General features: G+C 58.2%; 17 protein-coding genes. 7 read left to right on the top strand and 10 right to left on the bottom strand.

Annotation, left to right across the window (positions count from 1 at the left end; genetic code table 11):
* Window positions 1-24 precede the first annotated feature (24 nt).
* The 3 genes from PSH64_RS14315 (at window position 25) to PSH64_RS14305 (ending at window position 3,716) form a co-directional block, all read left to right on the top strand.
* Complete coding sequence (locus PSH64_RS14315) at window positions 25-1,542, top strand: thymidine phosphorylase family protein (protein ID WP_305481057.1); 1,518 nt, start codon at window positions 25-27, stop codon at window positions 1,540-1,542.
* Window positions 1,539-2,423 (top strand): ribose-phosphate diphosphokinase, encoded by an 885-nt coding sequence (locus tag PSH64_RS14310; RefSeq protein WP_305481056.1) that lies wholly within the window; start codon window positions 1,539-1,541, stop codon window positions 2,421-2,423. The genes PSH64_RS14315 and PSH64_RS14310 overlap by 4 nt, the downstream gene beginning before the upstream one ends.
* Window positions 2,424-2,531: 108 nt before the next feature.
* Window positions 2,532-3,716, top strand: a complete 1,185-nt coding sequence (locus PSH64_RS14305) for a methionine adenosyltransferase (protein ID WP_305481055.1) — start codon at window positions 2,532-2,534, stop codon at window positions 3,714-3,716.
* Between the two features lie 96 nt (window positions 3,717-3,812).
* Here the strand turns inward: PSH64_RS14305 and PSH64_RS14300 are convergent, their stop codons facing one another.
* From PSH64_RS14300 to PSH64_RS14280, 5 genes are all read right to left on the bottom strand, one after another.
* A complete protein-coding gene (locus PSH64_RS14300; RefSeq protein ID WP_305481054.1) occupies window positions 3,813-4,790 on the bottom strand; it encodes a D-glycerate dehydrogenase in 978 nt (325 codons plus the stop codon).
* 21 nt (window positions 4,791-4,811) lie between these two features.
* A complete protein-coding gene (locus tag PSH64_RS14295; protein WP_305481053.1) occupies window positions 4,812-6,110 on the bottom strand; it encodes an MFS transporter in 1,299 nt (432 codons plus the stop codon).
* 60 nt (window positions 6,111-6,170) lie between these two features.
* Window positions 6,171-7,208 carry a sugar kinase gene (locus PSH64_RS14290; RefSeq protein WP_305481051.1) on the bottom strand — a complete coding sequence of 346 codons (1,038 nt, stop codon included), beginning with the start codon at window positions 7,206-7,208 and terminating at the stop codon, window positions 6,171-6,173.
* Complete coding sequence (locus PSH64_RS14285; protein ID WP_305481050.1) at window positions 7,201-7,983, bottom strand: sugar phosphate isomerase/epimerase; 783 nt, start codon at window positions 7,981-7,983, stop codon at window positions 7,201-7,203. The genes PSH64_RS14290 and PSH64_RS14285 overlap by 8 nt, the downstream gene beginning before the upstream one ends.
* 165 nt (window positions 7,984-8,148) lie before the next feature.
* Window positions 8,149-9,174, bottom strand: coding sequence for a LacI family DNA-binding transcriptional regulator (locus PSH64_RS14280; protein ID WP_105346064.1), 1,026 nt, complete (start codon window positions 9,172-9,174; stop codon window positions 8,149-8,151).
* A 241-nt stretch (window positions 9,175-9,415) separates the two neighbouring features.
* On the opposite strand from PSH64_RS14280, the gene PSH64_RS14275 reads away from it, so the two are divergent.
* From PSH64_RS14275 to PSH64_RS14265, 3 genes are all read left to right on the top strand, one after another.
* On the top strand, window positions 9,416-10,270 hold the full coding sequence (locus PSH64_RS14275) for a hypothetical protein (RefSeq protein WP_244914248.1): 855 nt from the start codon (window positions 9,416-9,418) through the stop codon (window positions 10,268-10,270).
* A 110-nt stretch (window positions 10,271-10,380) separates the two neighbouring features.
* Window positions 10,381-12,459, top strand: coding sequence for a hypothetical protein (locus PSH64_RS14270; RefSeq protein WP_305481049.1), 2,079 nt, complete (start codon window positions 10,381-10,383; stop codon window positions 12,457-12,459).
* A 251-nt stretch (window positions 12,460-12,710) separates the two neighbouring features.
* On the top strand, window positions 12,711-15,152 hold the full coding sequence (locus PSH64_RS14265) for an autotransporter outer membrane beta-barrel domain-containing protein (RefSeq protein ID WP_305481048.1): 2,442 nt from the start codon (window positions 12,711-12,713) through the stop codon (window positions 15,150-15,152).
* 63 nt (window positions 15,153-15,215) lie between these two features.
* On the opposite strand, the gene PSH64_RS14260 is transcribed toward PSH64_RS14265, so the two are convergent.
* The 5 genes from PSH64_RS14260 to PSH64_RS14240 all read right to left on the bottom strand — a co-directional run bounded on the left by PSH64_RS14260 (window position 15,216) and on the right by PSH64_RS14240 (window position 22,329).
* Entirely contained in the window at window positions 15,216-15,713 is a 498-nt protein-coding gene (locus PSH64_RS14260; protein WP_305481047.1) for a hypothetical protein, read from the bottom strand.
* A gap of 512 nt (window positions 15,714-16,225) precedes the next feature.
* A complete protein-coding gene (locus PSH64_RS14255; RefSeq protein ID WP_105346070.1) occupies window positions 16,226-16,867 on the bottom strand; it encodes a DUF1345 domain-containing protein in 642 nt (213 codons plus the stop codon).
* Between the two features lie 111 nt (window positions 16,868-16,978).
* Window positions 16,979-17,884, bottom strand: a complete 906-nt coding sequence (locus PSH64_RS14250) for a hypothetical protein (RefSeq protein ID WP_305481046.1) — start codon at window positions 17,882-17,884, stop codon at window positions 16,979-16,981.
* A gap of 177 nt (window positions 17,885-18,061) precedes the next feature.
* The gene (locus PSH64_RS14245; protein ID WP_305481045.1) at window positions 18,062-21,157 is read right to left on the bottom strand and encodes an efflux RND transporter permease subunit; all 3,096 of its coding nucleotides are present in this window, start codon (window positions 21,155-21,157) and stop codon (window positions 18,062-18,064) included.
* A gap of 14 nt (window positions 21,158-21,171) precedes the next feature.
* Complete coding sequence (locus tag PSH64_RS14240) at window positions 21,172-22,329, bottom strand: efflux RND transporter periplasmic adaptor subunit (RefSeq protein ID WP_305481044.1); 1,158 nt, start codon at window positions 22,327-22,329, stop codon at window positions 21,172-21,174.
* Between the two features lie 277 nt (window positions 22,330-22,606).
* On the opposite strand from PSH64_RS14240, the gene PSH64_RS14235 reads away from it, so the two are divergent.
* Window positions 22,607-23,308, top strand: coding sequence for a response regulator transcription factor (locus PSH64_RS14235; RefSeq protein WP_105346079.1), 702 nt, complete (start codon window positions 22,607-22,609; stop codon window positions 23,306-23,308).

Genomic DNA, 23,308 nt, shown 5'->3' with positions numbered 1-23,308 from the left:
CAAGGCGCCGAAGGGAGCGTGCTCATGCCGATACGCAGTGCGCTTGAGTTACGCGTCCGCCGGCTCGGCATCGATACCCACCAGCAGCCGGTGGCGTTCATGCCGCGGGATTGTCACGTCTGCCGCTCGGAAGGTTTTTCCGCCTTGTCACGTATCGAACTGGTCAAAGGCACGCGTCGCGTCATCGCGACGCTGATGGTGGTGGATGGACGGTGGATAGCCGGCGGTGAGGTTGGGCTATCGGAATCGGCCTGGCGGCTGCTCGGTGCCCGGGAGGGTGAAAGCGTTGCCGTGCGTCACCCGGCGCCGGTAGAGTCGATGAGCGCCGTGCGCGGGAAGATCTATGGAAGTGCGCTGTCGCGGGAGGCGCTGACCGCGATCGTGAATGACATCGACGCCGGCCGATTCAGCGACGTGGAGCTGGCGGCCTTTCTAACCGGCTGTACCGGCAACCAACTGTCGCTCACCGAGATCCGCTATCTGACCGAAGCCATGGTTGAAACCGGCGAGCGTCTGCACTGGGACCGGTCACCGGTGCTGGACAAGCACTGCGTCGGTGGGCTGCCGGGGAATCGGACCACGCCCATCGTGGTGGCCATCGTCGCGGCCAACGGCCTTTGCATACCCAAGACTTCCTCCCGCGCCATTACCTCGCCAGCGGGTACAGCCGATACCATGGAGACCCTGGCCCCGGTCGCTCTCGATTTGCCGGCGATGCGCAAGGTCGTGGAGCAAGAAAACGGTTGTGTCGTGTGGGGCGCGGCCGTGCAACTGAGCCCCACCGATGATGTCATGATCCGGGTCGAACGAGCCCTGGACTTGGACAGCCAGGGTCAGTTGGTGGCCTCGGTGTTGTCGAAGAAACTGGCGGCCGGTGCCAGTCATGTGTTGATCGATATCCCGGTCGGCGCTACCGCGAAAGTACGCGATCTGCCGGCGGCGATACGATTGCAAACGCTGTTGGTCGAGGTCGGCGGTCGGCTTGGCCTCAACGTCAAGGTGCATGTCTCGAACGGTGATGGCCCTGTTGGGCGGGGTATCGGTCCGGCATTGGAAGCGCGCGATGTTCTGGCGGTGCTGCGCGGCGATGCGCAGGCGCCGTCGGATTTGCGTGAGCGTACCCTCGACCTCGCCGGCCTGTTACTGGAAATGGCCGGCAAGGCGCCGGCCGATAGTGGCTATGCACTCGCCGCCACAACGTTGGCGAGCGGTAGCGCCTGGCGAAAATTCCAGGCCATCGCGAACGCCCAGGGCGGACTGCGAGAGCCACCGCAGGCGCGCTATAGGCACCCGGTCCTGGCCGGCCGTGAAGGCCGTGTGTGCCGCATCGACAACCGCGTACTGTCGCGCATCGGGAAATTGGCCGGGGCACCGGCGGCCCCCGCGGCCGGGCTGGTACTCGGTACGGCGCTCGGAGAACGGGTCGAAGCCGATCAGCCGCTCTATACCGTACATGCTGAAAGCCCGGGCGAACTGGCCTATGCGCTGGAGTATGCGCAGCAGCACCCGGAACTCTTCTTCATCGAGGAGGATGCGTCATGAATCCCCTGCTGTTTTGCCTCGACGGTAATCTGGCCTTACAGACCGGGCTGGCGGCGGCAGCGAGGCTGCAACCCGCCGCCTGCCAATTGAGGCAGTTTCCCGACGAGGAAAGCTATGTGCGTGTGTTGAGCGACGTGCAGGGCCGTGACGCGGTGATTTTGTGCAGCCTGCACTGCCCGGACAAACGGTTCATACCGCTGTGCTTCCTTATGGAAACCCTGCGCGAGATGGGTACCCGCTCTGTGGGCCTGGTTGCTCCCTACTTGGCCTATATGCGCCAGGACCAGCGTTTTCATCCGGGTGAGGCTGTCAGCGCGCGTCTGTTCGCCGCTCTGTTGGCCCCGCACATCGACTGGTTGGTGACGGTGGATCCGCACCTGCATCGTATCCATGATCTTGGCACCCTATACCCGGTACCGCATCGAGTCGTACATGCCGCGCCGGCCCTGGCAACCTGGATCCCCGGCAAGATCGCCCGACCTTTGTTGATCGGTCCGGATAGCGAAAGCGAGCAATGGGTATCGGAGGTCGCCCGGCTGGCGAAAGCGCCATTCATCGTGTTGCAGAAAATGCGACTCGGCGATCGGGAGGTCGCGGTCTCCGTGCCCGATATCCAGCGTTGGCGAGAACACACCCCGGTGTTGATCGACGACATCATTTCGACGGGGCATACCCTGCTCGAAACCGCCGGGCACCTGCAACGAGCAGGCATGCGCCCACCGGTGGCCTTGGCGGTGCACGGAGTGTATGCGGAACACGCCCAACGCGACCTGCAAGCGGCCGGTATTCAGGTCTTCACCAGCAATAGCATCCGGCACGCCAGCAACGCCATCGATCTGTCGACACTGCTTGCACAAGCCATCACGGAGCTTGCGCCATGACTTCCGTACTCACTCATCACGGGCACTCACGGGCTGATCGCAAACAGCGCCGTCGTGCACGAGGTACTGAGTAGACCCGGCCGATCGGAAGGTAACGCGGAGGGGAACATGAGCGTCAGGACCCGGTTCGTCATTTCTGCCTGTGAACGCTTGCACCGGATGAGCGAAGTCGAAATGTGTGAACACAAGGGGATCGGTCATCCGGACAGCCTGTGCGATGGTGTCGCGGAAGCCGTGTCGTTGGCGCTCAACCGCGCGTACCTGCAAGCCTATGGGCGCATTCAGCATTACAACGTCGACAAGGCCTTGTTGATCGGCGGCCAGAGCCAGCCGCACTTTGGTGGTGGACAGGTGCTGACGCCGATGCGCCTGATCCTGTGCGGCCGAGCCAGTTCCTTGCCGGACGCCGGGCTGGCCGAAAGTGTGCATGCAGCCGCACGTCGCTATTTGTCCGAGAACCTGCGCTGCGATCCGGCGTTGTTCGGAATCGAATGTGCGGTACGTAGCGGCAGCCCCAATCTGCAGCAGGCTTTTGTGCGCGGTATGTCTCACGCGCTGGCCAACGACACCTCCTTCGGCGTCGGTTTCGCGCCATACTCACCCCTTGAAAAACAGGTGCTGCTACTGGGGACGCTGTTGCACTCGGCCGAGTTTCAAGCGCGGTTTCCGGCGGCGGGCGACGACTATAAGGTCATGGGGGTGCGGGTTGGCGACAGGATGACATTCACCGTCGCGTTGGCGCTTATCGATCGGGAGATTCACCATGCAGCAGAGTATTTCGCGGTCAAACAGTCGATCACGGAGCATTTACGCGCGACCCTGGCGAGCCCTTGTGATCTAGCCGTCAATACACTCGACGATACGAACGCGATCGGCGTGGACGGGATTTACCTGACCGTCACCGGGTTGAGCGCAGAGCAGGGCGACGACGGCCAGGTTGGGCGCGGTAACCGCATGAACGGCCTGATCACACCTTGCCGCAGCATGTCGCTTGAAGCGGTGGCGGGGAAAAAACCGGTTTCCCATGTCGGCAAGCTGTACAACGCGCTGGCGTGGGAAGTGGCACGCGCCATCGTTGCCGAAGTCGAGGGCGTGGAAGAAGCCACGGTGCAACTGTTGTCGCGCATCGGCCAGCCGGTTGACCGCCCGGCACTGGTTGCTGTCGAACTGGGCTGCCGCATGCCTTTGAGTGCGGCCATGCGCCAGGCCGCGCAAAACCTTGCGTATGCCCACCTGTCCGACATCGAACGTACCACTGCACGTTTGGTGCGCGGCGATCTGCCTGCTTTCTGATAAAAGAAGTCAGCGGGATTGCTCAGCGGCCGCACATCACTGAGCTACCTTTTTCGGCACCTGGCTACCTGGATTCGGCGCATCCGATCAAATGCCTCAACCTTTCCACGCTCGCCCATTCACCAGATTTGCCGGCCGCTGACCCGCCAACGCCGCCAACAAATTTTCGACCGCGCAAGTCGCCATCGCCTCCCGCGTCTCATGAGTCGCCGAGCCGATATGCGGCGTCGCCACCACATTGTTCAACTGCAACAACGGCGAGTCAGGGCGCAGCGGTTCGCGCTCGAACACGTCCAGCCCGGCGGCGCGAATCCGGTTCTGCTGCAACGCTTCGATCAACGCCGCTTCATCCACCACTTTGCCCCGGGAAATGTTGATGAAGATGCTTTGCGGGCGCATCAAGGCAAATTCCCTGGCGCCGATCAGCTTTTCGGTTTCGGCGGTCAGCGGCAAGGTCAGGCAAATGAAATCGGCCTGTTGCAACAACTCGGTCAGGCTGAGGTATTGCGCGTTGAAGCGCTGTTCCACCGCCGGTTTCGGCGAATGGCTGTGATACACAACCGGCATGCCAAAACCGAAATGCCCGCGTTGCGCCAACGCCTCGCCAATCCGTCCCATGCCGATGATGCCGAGCGTCTTGCCGTGTACATCGCTGCCGAAATGCGCCGGGCCGATGTTGCGGTTCCACTGGCCGGCGCGAACCATGTTCGCCAGTTCCACCACGCGCCGGGCGGTGGCCAGGATCAGCGCGAAGCCGGTGTCGGCGGTGGTTTCAGTCAACACGTCGGGGGTGTTGCTGAGCAGGATCCGCCGCTCGGTCAGGTAGTCGATGTCGTAGTTGTCGACGCCCACGGACACGCTGGCAATCGCTTCCAGGTTCGGCGCCAGATCCAGCAGCCCGGCGTCCAGTTTCAGACTGGCGCCGAGCAACCCTTGGGCACGGGGCAGGGCCTGGCGCAGCTTGGCCAGGCCCTCGGCATCGAGGCTGTCGATCAGCGTCACCTCGGTGTGCTCATGCAGGCGAGCCATCAACAGCGGCGAGAGTTTCTTGTACAGCACGACCTGCTTTTTCATCGTCATCGTCTCAACTTCAATTCAAGGGTGAGCAGTCACTGGCGGGTGCGCAGCGGCCTTGGCCACGACCCGGTCACTGGCGCCAGGCTTGAGGAAAATCGTCAGCACCACCGAGAGCATCAACGCGCCGCTCATCAGTAAGTAGGAAGCGCCGGGCGACCCGGTGGAGCTGTTCAGGTAACCGACCAGATACGAACCGCCAAACGAACCCAACGCGCCCATGCTGTTGATCAACGCCATCGCGCCGCCAGCGACATTGGCTGGAAGAATCTCGGGAACAATCGCGAAAAACGGACCGTAAGGCGCATACATGCAAGCGCCGCCAATCACCAGCAGGGTGTAGGACCACCAGAAATGTTCAGCACCCAAGGCGTAGGAACCATAGAACGCTATGGAGGCAATCAGCAGCGGCGGCCAGACGAAACGTTTGCGCTTCTGCAATTTGTCCGAGCCCCAGGACACCAGCAGCATGCCGACCACTGCCGCCAGGTACGGCAACGCCGACAGCCAGCCCGCTTCGATCATGTCCATTTGCGCGCCGGCCTTGAGGATCGACGGCAGCCACAGCACGAAGCCGTAGACGCCAATGCTCCAGCAGAAGAACTGCAACGCCAGGATGATCACTTTCGGCGAGCGGAAGGCTTCGGCATAGTTCTTCACCGCTTTGATGCCGACCTGTTCGGCGGCCAGGGCGCTTTCCAGATCTTGCTTCTCCTGGCCGGTCAGCCATTTGGCCTGGGCCGGACGATCATCGGCCAGACGCCACCAGATAAACGCCCACAGCACCGCCGGTAGCCCTTCGATGATGAACATCCAGCGCCAGCTGAAATGCTGCACCAGATAGCCCGACACCACCGACATCCAGAGCATGGTCACCGGGTTGCCGAGGATCAGGAAAGTGTTGGCCCGCGAGCGTTCGGCACGGGTGAACCAATGGCACAGGTACACCAGCATCGCCGGCATCACCGCGGCTTCGACCACTCCGAGCATGAAGCGGATCACGATCAGCCAGTAAGCGTTGGAGACGATCCCGGTCAGTGTCGCCAGGCCGCCCCAGAGGATCAGGCTGACGAAAATCAGTTTCTTCACGCTGTGCTTCTGGGCGTAGATCGCGCCCGGAATCTGGAAGAAGAAATAGCCGAGAAAGAACAGGGCGCCGAGCATTGACGACAGGCCGGGCGTGATCATCAGGTCGGCGGCCATGCCCGAAGCGGCGGCGAACCCGTAGTTGGCGCGGTCCAGATACGCCAGGCTGTAGGTGATGAAGACGATGGGCATGATGTACCACCAGCGGCGGGTGGCCAGTGTTGCGGTTTTCATAGTGATGCTCCTGAGCTTGTTGTTTTTGTCGCAGCAGGTAACGGTTTGGGTTCAGATCATTCAGTGACTGTGATGGCCTCTTCGCGAGCAAGCCCGCTCCCACATTGGATCGGGTTCAGACACAGATCCCCTGTGGGAGCGGGCTTGCTCGCGAATGACGGCCGCAAACTCGGCGGACATTTCCAGTCGATTGGGCAACCCTTCCATATCCCCACGGCTCTGTACCGCGCGGCTGCCGATCCAGTTGGCACGCTGCACGGCTTGGGCAACGCTGTGGTTCTCCAGCAGGGCGCTGATCAGGCCGACGGCAAACCCGTCACCGGCACCGACCGTATCGACCACCGTTGCCACGGGCACGCCGGCAACGAAACCTTCATCCTGATGCGTGCGGTAATACGCACCGTGCGGGCCAAGCTTGATCGCCACGGCTTCGGCGCCCTGGTCGAGGTAAAACGCCGCGATGTCAGCCGGTTCCTCGAAACCGGTCAGCAACCGTCCTTCACTCAACCCCGGCAGTACCCAATGGGCGAGGGCGGCGAGGCGGTTGATCTCGCTGATCATCTGCTGTTCGCTGGCCCACAGGCTCGGCCGCAGGTTCGGGTCGAAGGACACGCTGCGCCCGGCATCGCGCATGCGGGTCATCAGTTCGAAGGACATTGCCCGGGCCGACGCGGATAGCGCCGGGGGAATGCCGGTGGCGTGCAAGTGCCGGGCGTTGAGCAGCGACAGGGAAATCGACTGCACCGACAAGTGACTGGCCGCCGAACCGCGACGGAAATACTCGACCACCGGATCGCTGCCGTCATCTGCGCGGGATTTGAGTTGAAACCCGGTGGGGTGCGCCGGGTCGATGTCAACGTGGCTGCAATCCAGGCCTTCTTTCTCCAGCGTATCGATGACGAACCGGCCAAGAGAATCAGCGCCCACCCGGCTCAGCCAGGCGACGTTAAACCCCAACCGCGACAAGCCAATGGCGACGTTGCTGTCCGCCCCGGCAATGCGTTTGTGGAAGTGGCCGACGTCGGCCAGATCGCCATTCTGCTCGGCGACAAACATCGCCATGGTTTCGCCGAACGACAGGATATCGAACTCAGACATGCGCGTTCTCCAGACGTAATTGGCCGAGACAGGCGAGGGTGGCGACATGTTCGGTAGTCAGTTGCACCAGGTCATCGCCTTGCAATGGATACTCCGCCGCGCGCATCACCCCTTGGGGCATGTGCCGCAGCAGTTGGCCCCACAGATGCAGGTCACTGGCGGCCGGTGGCACCGCCACCAGTTTGCCGTCGGCCCGGCGCGCCACTGCCTTGCAGTGCACGTAGCCGACATGCCGACCGAGCAACCGCGCGGCGCTGGCGGCGGATTGGTCCTGCCATTGCCAGTTGCCGATGTCGAAAGTCATTTTGATCGGCAGCTGATGTTGTTCGACATCGGCGAAAAAGCGCTGGAACGGTTCGATGCGACCGCCGTGCAAGGTCTGGTCGTTTTCCACCAGCAGCTGTACCGGGCTCCGGGTCAGTGCGCGACTGAGGGTCTGGAGGTCATTCTTGTTGGTGAAGTAACCCAGGGAGACCTTCAGCCATTTGGCGCCGAACGTTTCGGCGCGCGCCAGGGTGGTGATCAGTTCGGGATTGGGTTTCGACTGACCCGCCAGCCATAGTTCTATCGGCGAGGAATAGATGCTTTCCAAGCCTTGGGACTGGGTGTCGGTGGCCAGTTGCAGCGGGCTTTCGTCCGTCAGCAACTCTTCGCGCCACTCGATGTGCGTGGCATGGGCAGCGGCCAATACCTCGATGAAACTGCCTTGGCCGCGTTGGCGGACGAGTTCTGCGCCGTAGCTGGACAGGCTGATGGAAACGGGTGGTTTGTTCATTGTTCTACACCTCTGAAACCGGTTTCATTTTTGTTCAAAAAAATATTGATGTTGAGTTATGGGGGGTTCTTCAGGGCCCCATCACGGGCAAGCCCGCTTTCACAGGTTTTGTGAACGCCATAGATCCCTGTGGGAGCGGGCTTGCCCGCGAAGAGGCCAGTCCAGTCACTGAAGATTTCCAAGGGTCGACCCCCGCACAACCAACTGGGCCGGAAAATCCAGAGTCCGCACCGGCCCGTCATCCCCCCGTAACCGCTTGAGCAAACACTCAAACGCACTCGCGCCAATGTCCTCGGTCGGCTGGGCAAGGGCGGTAATCCCGCTGCCCACCAGCGGATACCAATCCAGATCATCCAGGGCGATCAGCCCGACATCCTCGAACAGATTGCACTGCAACTCACGCAACGCGTGGGTACTGGCCAGCGCGGCGATGCCGTTGGCGCAAAACAGCGCTTTGGGGCCAGGGCCGGGAGTTTGCAGAAAGGTGTTCAAACGCGCGGTCAGATCGCCACCGGTTTCCACCACCGCGCCCGAGAGCGCCGTACGTTGCTCGATCTGCGCCTTGAAACTGCTGACCCGCTCGATCCGCGAACTGGTGCCGTCATACGGCTCGGTCACCATCAGCACATCGCGATAACCGCGTGCTTCAAGGTGAGCAACGGCCATCTCGACGGCGGCCGGATTATCCAGCCCCACCAAGTCGCTATCGAGCTGCTCGACCTTGCGATCCACCAGCACCATGGGCATTTCCCGATGCAGCTCGCGTAACTCATCGCGGTGATGACCCAAGGTATTCACGATCAAGCCTTCGATGTTGTACGAGCGCAGCAACGCCAGGTGCTGCCGCTCCTGTTCGTCATCGCGATCGGTGTTGCACACCACCAGGCTGTAGCCGTGTTGACGGCAGGCGGTTTCCACCCCGTGCATCACGGCAATCGAATAAGGGTTACGGATATCGGCCACCAACATGCCGATCAGGCGGGTGCGCCCACGCTTCAGGCCACGGGCCATCTGGTTGGGGCGATAACCGAGTTCGGCAATCGCCTGCTCGATGCGCAGGGCCGTGGCATCGGAGAGCAGGGCGCGGTCGTCGCCGATGAAGCGCGAGACGCTGGCCTTGGAGACGCCGGCGTGTTCGGCGACGTCGAGCATGGTCACGCGGCTGCGCTGGGCGGCGGAGAAGTCATTCACGGTATGGACCTTATTATTGGCGCTATTGACGTTGCTTCCGTCAAGCGACTGAAACCGGTTTCAGGAAACCCTATTATGGGCCTCGCCGTCAACTGAGTTCCGCTGAGCGACAGGCACGGCATTTAAAAATTCCCGACAGACGGTCGATTTACCTGTCAGATATGACAGTAGCCAGCGTTGAGGGACGAGCGCTTAATTTCACCCATGTGATGGGGCAATTATTCAAGCGCGAGAAATGCCGATGCCAGTGCCTAGTGATCCTGATAAAGCCGCAACCGCGAACACCTCCGATGCAGGTGTATTGCTTGATCTTCCGCGAGTGGAGGGGGTCGACGCTTCGGATCCTGCGGGTACGTTGCCGGCAGATGCGAAACAGAAGGGCATCGGCGTCATCATTTCCCGCTGGCTGGCCTTCCCGGTGGACGCTCGGATTGACAGGGTCCAAATTTACATAGTGGGAACACCGGATCCAGTCAAGGAGCGCTTCTACGGGGCTGCCGATGACGCACTGGAGTTTCTTATCCCGGTAGAGCCGACATTACTTCCTGATGTGCCTTCCTTCGAAATCAGGTACATGGTTCGGTCGGTCAACGATACGACGTCCCTGCCGCGGCGTTTGACGTTTGCAATTACGCCACCGCCCAAAGTTCTTAAAGAGCCGACTTTCCCCGATGCCACTCCGTGGGGCTATATAAATTGCACTAAAAACAATCCCCATGATCCTGATGCTTTATTTGTTTGGGAGGGTATACGCGTATCCATTCCGTTCGACGATCGTTTTCAAGCGCAGGATGCCATCGAATTGAAGTGGCAAGGGTGGGACTCTTTAAACGGCTCGGGTACGGCATTGACGCCTCTGGTGACGTTTACAAAGACCATCACTGCAGCAGATATAAGGGATAAAAAACCGATTTCGATTGTGATAGAGCCATTCGCCACTCATATCGAACCAATGACTAACAATGATTCTGCAGTTACAAGTTATGTGTTGGTGCGTAATCGCGTTCCGATCTTCAGCTCTTATACAGGGCTTGTGAAGATAGACAGGGTTATTCCAGGCGAGAGTGGCTTTTGTTCGGATGCAAGCTGGATGTAGCAAGTACGTTGTTGTAACTGAAAAAGCTGTAATGACTGATGTTGGCGGCAAACGCTTTTATCGATGAGGTAAGGATTGATATTCAATTTTCAGCATAATGGAGAAAGCACATGACAATTTATCAAGTTGGGGTATCGGGGCAGGATAACGGAACACTGGTTGCTCCTACACCTGAATTACCAGATGGTCGCGGCCCCACCGCCGACATTATTCCTGTAGCCGCAATTCCTGTGGGACGCACTCTCGATCTTTTACTGGATACAGGCGTCTGGTTGTCGCCGAATGATCGTGATCAGGTGGCGCTGGAGGTCACACGAACCCAGCCACCTGACAACCCACAACCCTCAGACTTCACAAGGCTTTCACGCGTGAATCTCGGTGTCGTAGCGAACAGGCCTCGCAAATTCACGGTCACATTACCTACCGAATATCTGGGAGAAGATGCTACGCCAGATGGCCCGACACCGATCTGGGTCAGATGCGTTCTTTTTCAAGGGGGCCTCAATCCGCTGACATCGCCTGTCATGCAGTTGTTCATTGACCGTACCGCGCCGTGGCAAGCGAAACCGGTGCAGACGGGCACCAATCCCGGGCAAACACCCGGCGTTAAATCAACTCCGCGGGTGACGTTTCCCAATGCTCCCGGCGACCTCGACGACAACTGGGCGAGTCTCCCGGAAAGCGCAATGGGGTTGAGGGTAGCGATTGACACCAATTACGCCAATGCTCAGCCAACAGACCACGTGCGACTGTATGTGGCAGGTCAACGAACCAATCCTCCTCAGGTTTCGCCCTTCTACGATAACGCTATGCCTGCCGATGGTGAGGTAGTGATTCCAACTTCCGAGTTGAGAGGAATAACCACCGGCAGGGCCTTCATCTGGTTCATTATTACTGATGATGCAGGCAACGAAAGTGCTTGGTCAGTGAATTTCAAAAACACTCGTTTTCTGCCGCTGCCAGAATTGGGTCCATTGGTCGTCCCGGCAAACAACGATGGTCTGATCGATCTGAAGGATGCGCGTGAAGGTGTAACGGTGGAAGTGGCTCGGCCGAATGACACACGCAACGACGACGAGGTGAGTGTCAAGTGGGGAGCCCAGCCGGCCCAGGACTTGCCGTTCAGCACCCTCAACAAGCTGATTTTCACCATTCCCTGGGAGGGTCTGAGCAAAGAGTATTTCGATAATCAGACCGGCACAAATTACGAGCTGCCTGTTCTGGTCAAGGCTGACTTGATGCGTAGCAATTTATCCGTCAGTAAAGTGGATACGACGGTCAACACGGATTTCTCGACGAACCCTCCCTATATCGTCGATCCATCCAACCCGCCTCCTGAGGTCAATCCTGATTTCAGGCCATTGATTGTGCGGGGACAGGCACCTGTCACGGATAACGTGCTAGGCCCACACGACGCCAATCAAACGGCTATAGCGTACATCGATGTTTCGCCTGCGAGTGGCGGTACATTTCCAGACCCGGCACCGGGTGATCAGGTAACCCTGAAGTACCATGGCGATAAGGACGAGGTGGTTGTAAATTCAGAGCCGTTGTCCGATACAAATATCAATACAATCATTCAAGTTGAATTGCCTTACGATGTTGTCAGCCAAGGCGGTCAGGGGACGAAACAAGCATGGTGGGAGTATGAAAACCCCAACCGTAACAACACTCAACCGTCGGTCAAAACGCCTGTAACGGTCAACACCGTAGTCATCAACCTTGATCCGCCGCAGTTCGTACGGCCAGCCGGAGATGGCACAGCAGATCCATTCATCATTTGCGAGAGTCTGACCGGTGCGGATCATGTGGCGAGATTCCGGATCCCACCAAATAACCACTTCGTCCAGGATATGGAGATCACCTTTAACTGGCGTGGATTCCACAAGGACGATTATACAATACCGGCGCCGGCTGATACTGAGTTCACCGAAACCCGGAAAATTACCGCTGCCGAACTGACGGCCGGGATGATCTTTGATGTTGGGCCTTATAGTCCGGTGATTCGCAATGTTCCAGTGCCCCCACCGGAAACCCCGGATCCATCAGATTTTTACGCTGGCTATGTAAAAGTCTGGTATTCGACACCGACTGTTCCCACGTCAGGGGTAACGGAAATGACGATTTATTTGCTCAATGCCGACTTCTTGTACTGTGAATCGGAACCGGGTTGGGATCCCGCGCCATAACCAACGTATAAAAGTTCAGAGCTGCATTCGCCGGGAGAGACCGACTCTCCCGGCAGTGCTGTCGCTGTCTGTCGTAAAAACACAGATGTATTTCAAGGGTAAGGGATAAATCCCACTTATAAAAGGAATAGTCCTACATAGAAGGTTCCGGGTTGTAGGTATTCTCCGACGCCGCCAACGACGGACGTCTGATGGAGCATTTGTTTGAACCGTCTTTCTACCGTCCCGTCAAAACTCAGAGAGTAGTGACTATGAAGTTTGAAAAGATACTGGGACTGACAGTTATGAAGTTCACAGGTGTGCTCTCTTATGCAGTGGCAATCATGGCCGCTTCAGAGTCCGCCTATTCGCGAAATCTTCTGCCGGGAGAGGTGGAAACCGTCTCCAGTGGTGCAACACCCGAAGCGTGGTTTATCCCCGCAACGGCAACTCTAAACATTAATGGTGCCGGCGCGCTGAATATCTTAGTCGGTGGTGGAACGCTCAACGGCGACACCGCTGCCACATCACAGATAGATGCATCTTCAGGTGCCCGCATCAATCTGGCCCGATCTACGGTGACCAGTACAGGTTTTGATACCGCACTCGCATTGACTGACAGCTCGGCCACTGTCATAGGCAGTACGTTGACCAGTCAAGGCAGGGCAATGTCCTTGGCTCGGGACCTGCAGATACCTGTGGGATCAACCGCGACCGTGACCGGCAGCACGTTGCTTGGAGGTATTTCAGGTGCCGCAGTGACGTCGCTCAGTACTTTGAACCTCGCCGATACCCGGGTGGAGGGAACGGATCCGGATGGCATTGGTCTGGAGCTGGTCGGCGGCCACGCCAATGTCAGTGCCGGCAGCCAGATCATCGGCGGTCTCAATGGCGTCATGTTCGGGGAGGATACGGTGCTGAATCCCGGCGACCGGACCGGGCAGAGCCAGTTGAAGTTGGACGGATCAACCGTGCAGGGCCGTACGGGTGCTGCGATTAATGTCAATTTCGCAACTCCGGCGGGCCAGCCGGTCTTGATCGAAGTAAACAACGGTTCCAACCTGATCGGAGGCAACGGCAACCTCCTGGAGGTGATTGAGGGTGCCGCTGCCCGATTCCAGGTCGACAACAGCAAGCTATTTGGCAACATCGAAGTCGCTGAGGGTGGACAAGCCAGCGTGCTGTTGCGAAACGCTGCAAGCCTTGACGGCAATTTGGTTAACGTTGATTTGGTGACACTCGATACCCGAAGCGCGCTGACCGGCAACATCGAAGGTTCCGGAGCTGGCGTCGTGACGCTGGACAATAATGCGATCCTGCAGGGTGCCGTCACGGGGGTCAGCAACATGTCGATCAGCCGTGGTGCGGAGTGGAACATGGTGGGCAGCAATGCTCTCACCAGCCTTGATATGCAGGGCGGCAGCGTACGCTTCGGAACGAATCAGGCGTTCACACGCCTGGACATCGCCAACCTGTCAGGCAACGGTCAGTTCTTTATGGGCACGGATGTTGCCACCGGCAATACCGATTTTTTGAATGTCACGGAATCGGCATCGGGCAAGCATGAGTTGGTGGTGGCTGCCACTGCCAGCGAAGCAGTCAACGGTGCGCCGGTCAAGGTGGGTAACATCGCCTCGGGAGGTGCGGAGTTCTCCTTGAAAAACGGTCAGGTAGACGTTGGCGCTTTAGCCTACAAGTTGGTGAAAAAAGACCAAGGACTGTTCCTGCAACCCGATGCGGCGACGCCAAGCACGGGGTCGAAAACAGCCATGGCAATTGCCGGTACTGTTCCCACAGTGATTTATTCTGAAAGGACCACCCTCAATACCCGTCTCGGCGACCGCCGAATGGCCGGCACCCAGCCTCGGACGAGGTCCTCCGCTGTCCTGGACTCGGACACTCAAGGCTCGATATCCGGTCTCTGGATACGTACTTACGGAAATCAGTACAACGTCAAAAACGCGTACGGTGACGGTTATAAACAAAATCAGACGGGTGTCTCCGTGGGGGTGGACACGCCACTGCCTGTGGGTGACGGCCAATGGCTGATCGGTGCTTTTGGTGGTTACAGTACCACTCGCCTGAATCTGGCGCGTGGCAGCTCTGGCACGATCGACAGCATTTATCTGGGTACTTACCTGACCTGGTATGACGAAGACAGCGGGTATTACGTTGATACCGTCGCCAAGGTCAACCGTTTCAATAACGACGTTAAAGTCACGCTGAGTGATGACACTCGTACAAAGGGTAACTTCGACAATGTGGGCGTGAGTGGTTCCGTCGAAGTCGGCAAGCACATCGTTTTGAACAAAGGATATTTCATCGAGCCTTCTGCACAACTGGGTGCCGCGGCCGTGGAAGGTAAAACGTACCGTTTGGACAACGGATTGCACGTGGACAGCGATGAGACCCGCTCTTTGCTCGGCAAGGTCGGCATGACGGTTGGTCGTGAATGGGTTTTGGACAATGGCAGCAAGCTTCAACCCCGCCTGCATGCCGCGGTCAGTCATGAGTTCGTCAATAATAATCGTGTCAGTGTGAACCGCACTAAGTTCAACAATGATTTGTCCAGCACCAGCCTGGAGTTGACCGGCGGACTGAACTGGATACCTGCAAAGAATAAATGGCAGGTGTATGCCGAGGTCGGAACCAGTCGTGGCACTAAAGTTGACCAGGCGCTGGGGGGGAGCGTGGGGTTAAATGTTAACTTCTAAGTAGAGTGACGGCGTAAAAAAGGAAGCTTGAAAGCTTCCTTTTTATTATGGGCTGTTGGCGACTTATTTTCGGCTCCGGATCAGATCGTAGTTAATAAGAAATTCTCCTTGGATCGGAAACAGACTGTTGCCATCTGCCCCGCCATGATCAAACAAACCGCTCCACATTGCGGTCAGGGTTTGTTCGTCTCTATCATATTGAAGCGTGATGCTACCGCTATCGGCTACGTGTAAATCACCATTCACAGGATTTGAGTTGTAAGTTACTCTGATATCTTCAATGTCCTTGGATATTGAAAAGATTCCCGGTGCAGGTTTTGTGAAAAAAACAAATTCGATCGTTTGTGTCATGCCATTTTCAGTGTGTCCAGCTCTTAACCAGTAATGCTGACCATCGGGGAAATCCTTCAATTCTATTGAAGGGATAGAGGTAGAGCGAAACTCCTTGAATGCGGGGATTTTGACGTGTCTGAAACTTGGATTGGAATCGCCATTGATGGTGGCGGACAAGTATGCTTGCGCTTGAATATTTGTCGCATAGGCTCGGGCTGCGAAGCTCATGAGTTTATCTCCATACATAATGGTTTAGAGGCATCCAAAGACTGAGCAGTCCTAATTCTGGATGTTGTATGGAAACTTAAATAGGACTCGGTTGTAAACTGTCAGGGTTGACAGTTTACAACCTTTTTTTTTTGTGATTTTTTTGCCGCTTTTGCGCTTTTTTCTTCCATTACAAGACTTTATTCAGGGCACTTGTGCAGATTTGCCGTTACGAACAGCATTCTGCAGGGCCGCAGCAATAAAAGAAGAGCGAAAATTCATTCCCGTGGAGCCGACTTTTACGGTCAAAGAATCACGCGTCTGGAACATTTGCGCAGCACTTGCGGCACAGCGCTGGCGTCAACCCATAAGCCTAGCGTGTAGCAGGGGGACAATATCTAGAAGCTTTGTGCGACGAGTTACGGTTGATAGATCATCCCACAGGCATGCGTTGGATGGTTCATGCCTGTGGGCGGGCAGGGCGAGGCCTGTGGAATACGTCGTCTAAGCCTGCTTTTATGTGCATTGAATAATCAGTTGAAAAGCCCCGCCGCAATATTGATCGAAAACCCCAGAATCGCAGTATTAAACACAAACCCGATCAACGATTGCGCCAATACTATTTTGCGCAAGTCCCGAGTAGCCACTCCGACGTCCGAAGTTTGCACGGCCACACCGATGGTGAACGAGAAATACAGGAAGTCCCAATAATTGGGGGTTTCAAGCCCCTCAGCGAAGCGAAGCGCCAGGTCTTTGCCGTCCCAGGTGTAGAACAGGCGGGCATAGTGCACGCTGAAAATCACGCCGATCAGTAGCCATGAACCGATCACCGTGAGGGCGGTGAAACCGTAGTGCATGAGCTTGCGGGTGGTTTCCAAGTCCTTGCTGCCTGCCAGTTCGAAGGTGATAGTCGCCAGACTGGCCAGCGCCGCGATGCACACCACGAACAACACCAACCCAGCGTTTTCATCTTCGATCTCGGCAATGCGCCTCACGTCCGGGGCTTTGGCGCGTGTGGCGAGCCAGAGCATCAGGATCAGATAAGTCCAGACCCCGACATTCCAGCCGATAAGAATTTTACTGATGACCGAATCGGCCGGAGTCAGAATGCCTGCCGCGACGCCAAAGGTGGCGGCGGCGGACAGGCGAGGGTGGGTGCGGGCGAGGAAGGGCATGGGGGCTCACGGTCAGGGGCTTTTCAGCACCTTAGCAGCCTTGTCGTGAGTTGATACAGGGAGTAAGAGGTTATTGAAGTTCGTCGAATCACCGAATGCCCTTGCAACGGCTCAAACGTGTGCTGTTTTCCCCTCGATAAGGAACGTTCCGCTTATAAAAGAAATATTTTTTATTCCATCCGAGGTATGCGCCTCGCCCTTGTAGTCGTTGATGACGCCTTTCAAGATACCTCCCGACGACCCCTTCGGCGGAACCGATTCAAGCGTCAGGCTCCCACTAATTGTGCTGAAAGCTATGGCGCCGGGATAAACATCCATGTAAAGCACGTGAATTTTATCCTTGTTGGTATCAAGATCGTACGTGCCCACTGTTAGATGATCCGCGATTTTGACAGAAAGTACACTTTGGATCCCAGCTGGGATTTCGGACGAATGACAAGCAGACCATCCTGTCCAATTGTCATAAGGCATACCAACTTCCATCTTTTGCTTCCAGGATAGATCAAACAGGTTTGCATCGTATCTGTTGTGCTGCGCACCAGAAAGTTCAGGAATGGATACTTTGTTTTCACTTTCCGAGCGGACGCGAATACTATCATCAAAACCTTTAAGATCACAAAGTCCTTCGCTGATTTCAACTTCGTCCGCCCCCCACTTGGCGCTAAACTTGAAAGAGCAGGTTGCTGTCTGGCTTGCCATGTTAATGTTGACGAGGGTCAGCTCACCTGAATGCGCGACATAAGGTTGTGCGCCGGCTGAAAAAACGATATATGACGCCTTCGCAGTGGTGGTGTCGTTGTAGTCGTCGTCAATTTTGTAGGTCTCGTTGGTGACATCTCCGTTATAGGGGATTCGTAAACTGATCATGCCTTCATAGTTGGAATCCAGGTAGTGGGACGACATCGCATGTAAATAATTGTCTTTGGGGTTGAGGTAGAGTTTAAAAAACTTATTGGCGATATAGTCCGGACGATCTTTTATCTTCGCTGTAACAGTGCCGGTAGTGTTCCTGCTCATAAGTACCCCTGAATTAGCCTGAATTGTTTAACAAACTGGCGAATGCAGCTTATGAGCTCATGGCTATTTCCGATACTGTCAAATGTGGCAGGTGTAAGAAAATCGTTTCTTATAACAATTATGTATGCCAATTTAGTCTGCGGGCGACATTGGCAACCGTCGCCCGAAGGACCCCAATCACGCTTTGGTCAAGCGCTTCACCCACGTCATCACCACCACAAAAAACACCGGTACAAACACCACCGCCAATGTCGCCGTGATCATCCCGCCGATCACTCCGGTACCAATGGCTTGCTGACTCGCCGAGCTGGCCCCGGTAGCAATCGCCAACGGCACCACCCCGAGAATGAACGCCAGCGATGTCATCACAATCGGCCGCAACCGCAGGCGCGCCGCTTGCAGCGTGGCATCGATCAGGTCATGACCTTCGTCATACAGGCTCTTGGCAAACTCGATGATCAGGATCGCGTTCTTCGCCGACAGGCCAATGATGGTGATCAGCCCGACCTTGAAGAACACGTCATTGGGCATCCCGCGCAGGGTTACAGCCAGGACCGCGCCGAGCACACCCAGCGGCACCACCAGCAGCACCGAGGTCGGAATCGACCAACTCTCATACAGCGCCGCCAGACACAGGAACACGATCAGCAGTGACAGCCCGAGCAGCATCGGTGCCTGGCTACCGGACAAGCGTTCCTGCAGCGACAACCCGGTCCATTCCTGACCCAACCCCGCCGGGCCTTGCGCCACCAGCCGTTCGATTTCCGCCATGGCTTCGCCAGTGCTGTAACCGGGCGCCGGTTCGCCGGAAATGCTGATGGCCGGGTAGCCGTTGTATCGGGTCAATTGCGCCGGGCCCTGGGTCCAGTTGGCCCGGACGAAGGCCGACAGCGGCACCATTTTTTCAGCGTTGTTGCGCACGTGAATCTTCAGCAGATCGGCGACCTGGCTGCGTTGATCGCCCTCAGCCTGGACCACCACTCGCTGCATTCGCCCCTGGTTGGGAAAGTCGTTGATGTAGGCCGAACCGACCGCCGTGGTCAGCACATTGCCAATGTCGGCAAAGGATATGCCCAGGGCGTTGGCCTGTTTGCGGTCGACTTCCAGCTGAACCTGTGGCGCTTCGGCCAGGGCGCTTTCGCGCACATTCATCAGGATCGGGCTTTTCTCGGCGGCGGCGAGCAATTCGCTGCGCGCTTTCATCAGCGTGGCATGGCCGAGGCCGCCACGGTCCTGCAAGCGGAACTCGAAACCACTGGAGGTGCCGAGACCGTCAACCGGCGGCGGCAGCACCGAGAAAGCCATGGCATCCTTGATCTGGCTCAGCGCGATGTTGGCGCGATCGGCGATGGAACTCGCCGAGTCGTCGCTGCCCCGATCCGACCAGTCCTTGAGCGTGGTGAACGCTAACGCCGCGTTCTGCCCGCTGCCGGAAAAACTGAAGCCGAGAATCACTGTGCTGTCGCCGACGCCCGGTTCGGTGGCGTTGTGTGCTTCGATCTGCTCCACCACATTTATTGTGCGATTCTTGCTCGCGCCGGGTGGCAGTTGGATGTCGGTGATGGTGTAGCCCTGGTCTTCCACCGGCAGGAATGAGGAGGGCAGGCGACTGAAACACAATCCCAGGCCGACCAGCAGCACGCCATAGATCAACAGGTAACGACCGGTGCGTTTCAACGCATAGGCGACCCAGCCCTGATAACGCTCGGTCAGTTGTTCGAAGCGCCGGTTGAACCAGCCAAAGAATCCGGCTTTTTCGTGATGCTCGCCCTTGGCAATCGGCTTCAACAGCGTCGCACACAACGCAGGGGTCAGCGTCAGGGCGAGGAACGCCGAGAACAGGATCGACGTGGCCATGGACAGCGAGAACTGTTGGTAAATCACCCCGACCGAGCCCTGCATGAACGCCATCGGAATGAACACCGCCACCAGCACCAGGGTGATACCGATGATCGCCCCGGTGATCTGCTTCATCGCCTTGCGCGTCGCTTCCTTGGGCGACAGGCCTTCGGTGGCCATGATTCGTTCGACGTTCTCCACCACCACAATCGCGTCGTCCACCAGAATGCCGATGGCCAGCACCATGCCGAACATGGTCAGCACGTTGATCGAGAAGCCCAGCGCGAGCATGGTCGCAAACGTGCCCATCAACGCCACCGGCACCACCAGCGTCGGGATCAGCGTGTAGCGGATGTTTTGCAGGAACAGGAACATCACCGCAAACACCAGCAGCAGCGCCTCGCCGAGGGTGTAGACCACTTTGGTGATCGAGACTTTGACGAAGGGCGAGGTGTCGTACGGGATCTTGTATTCGACACCCGCCGGGAAGTAGCGCGCCAGTTCATCCATCTTCGCCCGCACCAGCGTTGCCGTGCTCAGGGCATTGGCGCCCGGCGACAGTTGCACACTGACGGCGGTGGACGGTTTGCCGTTCAGGCGCGTGGAGAACTGGTATTCCTGGCTGCCGATCTCGACCCGTGCCACATCACGGATGCGCACGGTGGAACCGTCGGGATTGGCCTTGAGCACGATGTCGGCGAATTCTTCAGGCGTCGACAGCTGGCCTTTGACCAGAACGGTCGCGGTGATTTCCTGAGTGGTGCGGGTCGGCAAGTCGCCGATGCTGCCTGCGGAAACCTGAGCGTTCTGCGCAACGATGGCGGCGTTGACGTCAGCCGGGGTCAGGTTGAAGCCGATCAGCTTCTGCGGGTCGATCCAGATCCGCATCGCTCGTTCGGCGCCGTACAACTGGGCTTTGCCGACGCCATCCAGACGCTTGATCTCGTTCATCACGTTGCGCGCCAGGTAATCGCTGAGCGCCACGTCATCGAGCTTGCCGTCGCTGGAGGTGAGGGTGATCAGCAACAGGAAACCGGCGGAGACTTTCTCCACCTGCAAACCTTGCTGGGTGACCGCCTGAGGCAGGCGCGACTCAACCGCTTTGAGGCGGTTTTGCACATCGACCTGGGCCATTTCCGGATTGGTGCCCGGCTGGAACGTCGCGGTGATGGTGGCGCTGCCGAGGTTGCTCTGGGATTCGAAGTACAGCAGATGGTCGGCGCCGTTGAGTTCTCCCTCGATCAGGCTGACCACGCTTTCGTCCACGGTCTGCGCCGAAGCGCCGGGGTAGGTGGCGTAGATTTCGACTTTCGGCGGCGCCACGTTCGGGTATTGCGCCACGGGTAACTGCCCAATGGCCAACGCACCGGCCAGCAGGATGAATAAGGCAACCACCCAGGCGAACACCGGGCGGTCGATAAAGAACTGCGGCATAAAAAGCGTCCTGCTTACTGACCAGAAACCTGGGCAAGTGGAAGAGGGGTATTGTCGATCTGGACTTTTTCACCGGGGCGCGCGTGTTGCAGGCCTTCAGTGACGATGCGGTCGCCGGGCTTGAGGCCGCGGGTGACGATCCAGCGATCGTTCTGCACCGCGCCCAGCTCTACCGGTTGCTGACCGACCCGCTGCTCGGCGTCGAGCAACAGCACTTGGGCGATGCCGGCACTGTCACGCTGGATGGCCCGTTGCGGCACGCTGATGCCTTGCTGATTGAACGCTTGCTCCAGACGCACGCGAACGAAGCTGCCCGGCAGCAAGTCGAGGTCCGGGTTGGGGAACTCGCTGCGCAGGATGATCTGGCCGGTACCCTGGTCGACGGTGATGTCGGTGAACAACAACTTGCCGGGCAACGGATAAAGGCTGCCGTCGTCCTGGATCAGCGTGGCTTTGGCCTGGCCCTGGCCGACTTGCTGCAGTTGGCCGGAACGGAAGGCCCGGCGCAGGTCGTTGAGCTCACGGGTCGATTGCGTCAGGTCGGCGTGGATCGGGTTCAACTGCTGAATCAGCGCCAGCGGCGTGGTTTCGTTCTGCCCCACCAGCGCGCCTTCAGTCACCAGCGCGCGGCCGATGCGCCCGGAAATCGGCGCGGTGACGGTGGCATAGCCGAGGTTAAGTTTCGCCCGCTCCACCGCGGCTTGGTTGGCGGCGACATCGGCGGCGGTTTGCCGGGCGTTGGCGCGGGCATTGTCGTAATCCTGAGCGCTGATGGCGTTGCCTTCGATCAACTGGGCGTAACGCTGCTCCTGCAATCTGGCCTGGAACGCGTTGGCTTCGGCCTTGCGCAGCGCGGCTTCGGCGCTGTCCAGGTCGGCCTTGAAGGGGGCCGGGTCGATACGGAACAGAACGTCGCCTTTTTTCACGTCGCTGCCTTCCTGGAAGACCCGCTGCAGCACCACACCGGCGACACGGGCGCGGACTTCGGCGATGCGCGGCGCGGCAATCCGCCCGCTCAGTTCGCTGCTGATCGACAGAGGGCGGGCTTCGATGGTTTCGATGCGCACCGTGGCCAGTGGTGCTTGCTCTTCGGCGGTCGAAGACTGGTCACAAGCACTCAGTGTCAACGCCAGGGCAATCAGGCTGAGTGTGGCAAGCAGGTTCTTTGACATGGAAATACCCCAATAATGACTACCCGCATCCTACGGGGAGTCGATGAGGGTAGCGGTGAAGCTTTGTAGGTGCTGTGTGAAATTGTGTAAGGGTTTTGCTCGCGTGTGCGTGAGGGCGTATATCCTTCGCAGCTTGAAACTTTTTGCGACGGTTATGCCGCCTTCGCGAGCAAGCCCGCTCCCACATTTGATCTTCAGTGCGACACAGATTCCATGTGGGAGCGGGCTTGCTCGCGAAGAGGCCGGCCCCGTCGCCACAGCACTTTCTGGAAACACCATGCCCAACATCCTCCTGGTCGAAGACGACACCGCGCTCTCCGAACTGATTTCCAGCTACCTGGAACGCAATGGCTACTCAGTCAATGTGATCAGCCGCGGCGATCACGTCCGTGAACGAGCGCGGGTGAATCCGCCGGATCTGGTGATTCTCGACCTGATGCTGCCCGGGCTCGACGGTTTGCAGGTCTGCCGCTTGCTGCGGGCCGATTCGGCGACCTTGCCGATCCTGATGCTCACCGCCCGGGATGACAGCCACGATCAAGTGTTGGGCCTGGAAATGGGCGCCGACGACTACGTCACCAAACCCTGCGAGCCCCGTGTGTTGCTGGCCCGGGTGCGGACCTTGCTGCGGCGCAGCAGCCTCAGCGAACCGCTGACCGCCAACGACCGCATTCTGATGGGCAACCTGTGCATCGACCTTTCGGAGCGCACCGTGACCTGGCGCGGGCAATTGGTCGAGTTGTCCAGCGGTGAATACAACCTGCTGGTGGTGCTGGCCCGGCATGCCGGCGAAGTGCTGAGCCGCGACCAGATTCTGCAACGCCTGCGTGGTATCGAGTTCAATGGCACCGATCGCTCGGTGGACGTGGCTATTTCCAAGCTGCGACGCAAGTTCGACGACCATGCCGGAGAGGCACGCAAAATCAAGACCGTGTGGGGCAAGGGTTACCTGTTCAGCCGTTCCGAGTGGGAATGCTGA

The sequence above is a fragment of the Pseudomonas sp. FP1742 genome (genome assembly GCF_030687145.1).
GTDB lineage: Bacteria > Pseudomonadota > Gammaproteobacteria > Pseudomonadales > Pseudomonadaceae > Aquipseudomonas > Aquipseudomonas frederiksbergensis_D.
This window is presented reverse-complemented; position numbering and strand designations above follow the sequence as displayed.

Bases quoted from the DNA above. Each gene is read 5' to 3' on its own strand.
- PSH64_RS14250 (WP_305481046.1), bottom strand. From the start codon at position 17,884: ATGAGCAGGAACACTACCGGCACTGTTACAGCGAAGATAAAAGATCGT.
- PSH64_RS14255 (WP_105346070.1), bottom strand. From the start codon at position 16,867: ATGCCCTTCCTCGCCCGCACCCACCCTCGCCTGTCCGCCGCCGCCACC.
- PSH64_RS14300 (WP_305481054.1), bottom strand. From the start codon at position 4,790: ATGAAAAAGCAGGTCGTGCTGTACAAGAAACTCTCGCCGCTGTTGATG.
- PSH64_RS14310 (WP_305481056.1), top strand. From the start codon at position 1,539: ATGAATCCCCTGCTGTTTTGCCTCGACGGTAATCTGGCCTTACAGACC.
- PSH64_RS14245 (WP_305481045.1), bottom strand. From the start codon at position 21,157: ATGCCGCAGTTCTTTATCGACCGCCCGGTGTTCGCCTGGGTGGTTGCC.
- PSH64_RS14305 (WP_305481055.1), top strand. From the start codon at position 2,532: ATGAGCGTCAGGACCCGGTTCGTCATTTCTGCCTGTGAACGCTTGCAC.
- PSH64_RS14265 (WP_305481048.1), top strand. From the start codon at position 12,711: ATGAAGTTTGAAAAGATACTGGGACTGACAGTTATGAAGTTCACAGGT.
- PSH64_RS14285 (WP_305481050.1), bottom strand. From the start codon at position 7,983: ATGAACAAACCACCCGTTTCCATCAGCCTGTCCAGCTACGGCGCAGAA.
- PSH64_RS14260 (WP_305481047.1), bottom strand. From the start codon at position 15,713: ATGAGCTTCGCAGCCCGAGCCTATGCGACAAATATTCAAGCGCAAGCA.
- PSH64_RS14275 (WP_244914248.1), top strand. From the start codon at position 9,416: ATGCCAGTGCCTAGTGATCCTGATAAAGCCGCAACCGCGAACACCTCC.
- PSH64_RS14295 (WP_305481053.1), bottom strand. From the start codon at position 6,110: ATGAAAACCGCAACACTGGCCACCCGCCGCTGGTGGTACATCATGCCC.
- PSH64_RS14290 (WP_305481051.1), bottom strand. From the start codon at position 7,208: ATGTCTGAGTTCGATATCCTGTCGTTCGGCGAAACCATGGCGATGTTT.
- PSH64_RS14240 (WP_305481044.1), bottom strand. From the start codon at position 22,329: ATGTCAAAGAACCTGCTTGCCACACTCAGCCTGATTGCCCTGGCGTTG.
- PSH64_RS14270 (WP_305481049.1), top strand. From the start codon at position 10,381: ATGACAATTTATCAAGTTGGGGTATCGGGGCAGGATAACGGAACACTG.
- PSH64_RS14235 (WP_105346079.1), top strand. From the start codon at position 22,607: ATGCCCAACATCCTCCTGGTCGAAGACGACACCGCGCTCTCCGAACTG.
- PSH64_RS14315 (WP_305481057.1), top strand. From the start codon at position 25: ATGCCGATACGCAGTGCGCTTGAGTTACGCGTCCGCCGGCTCGGCATC.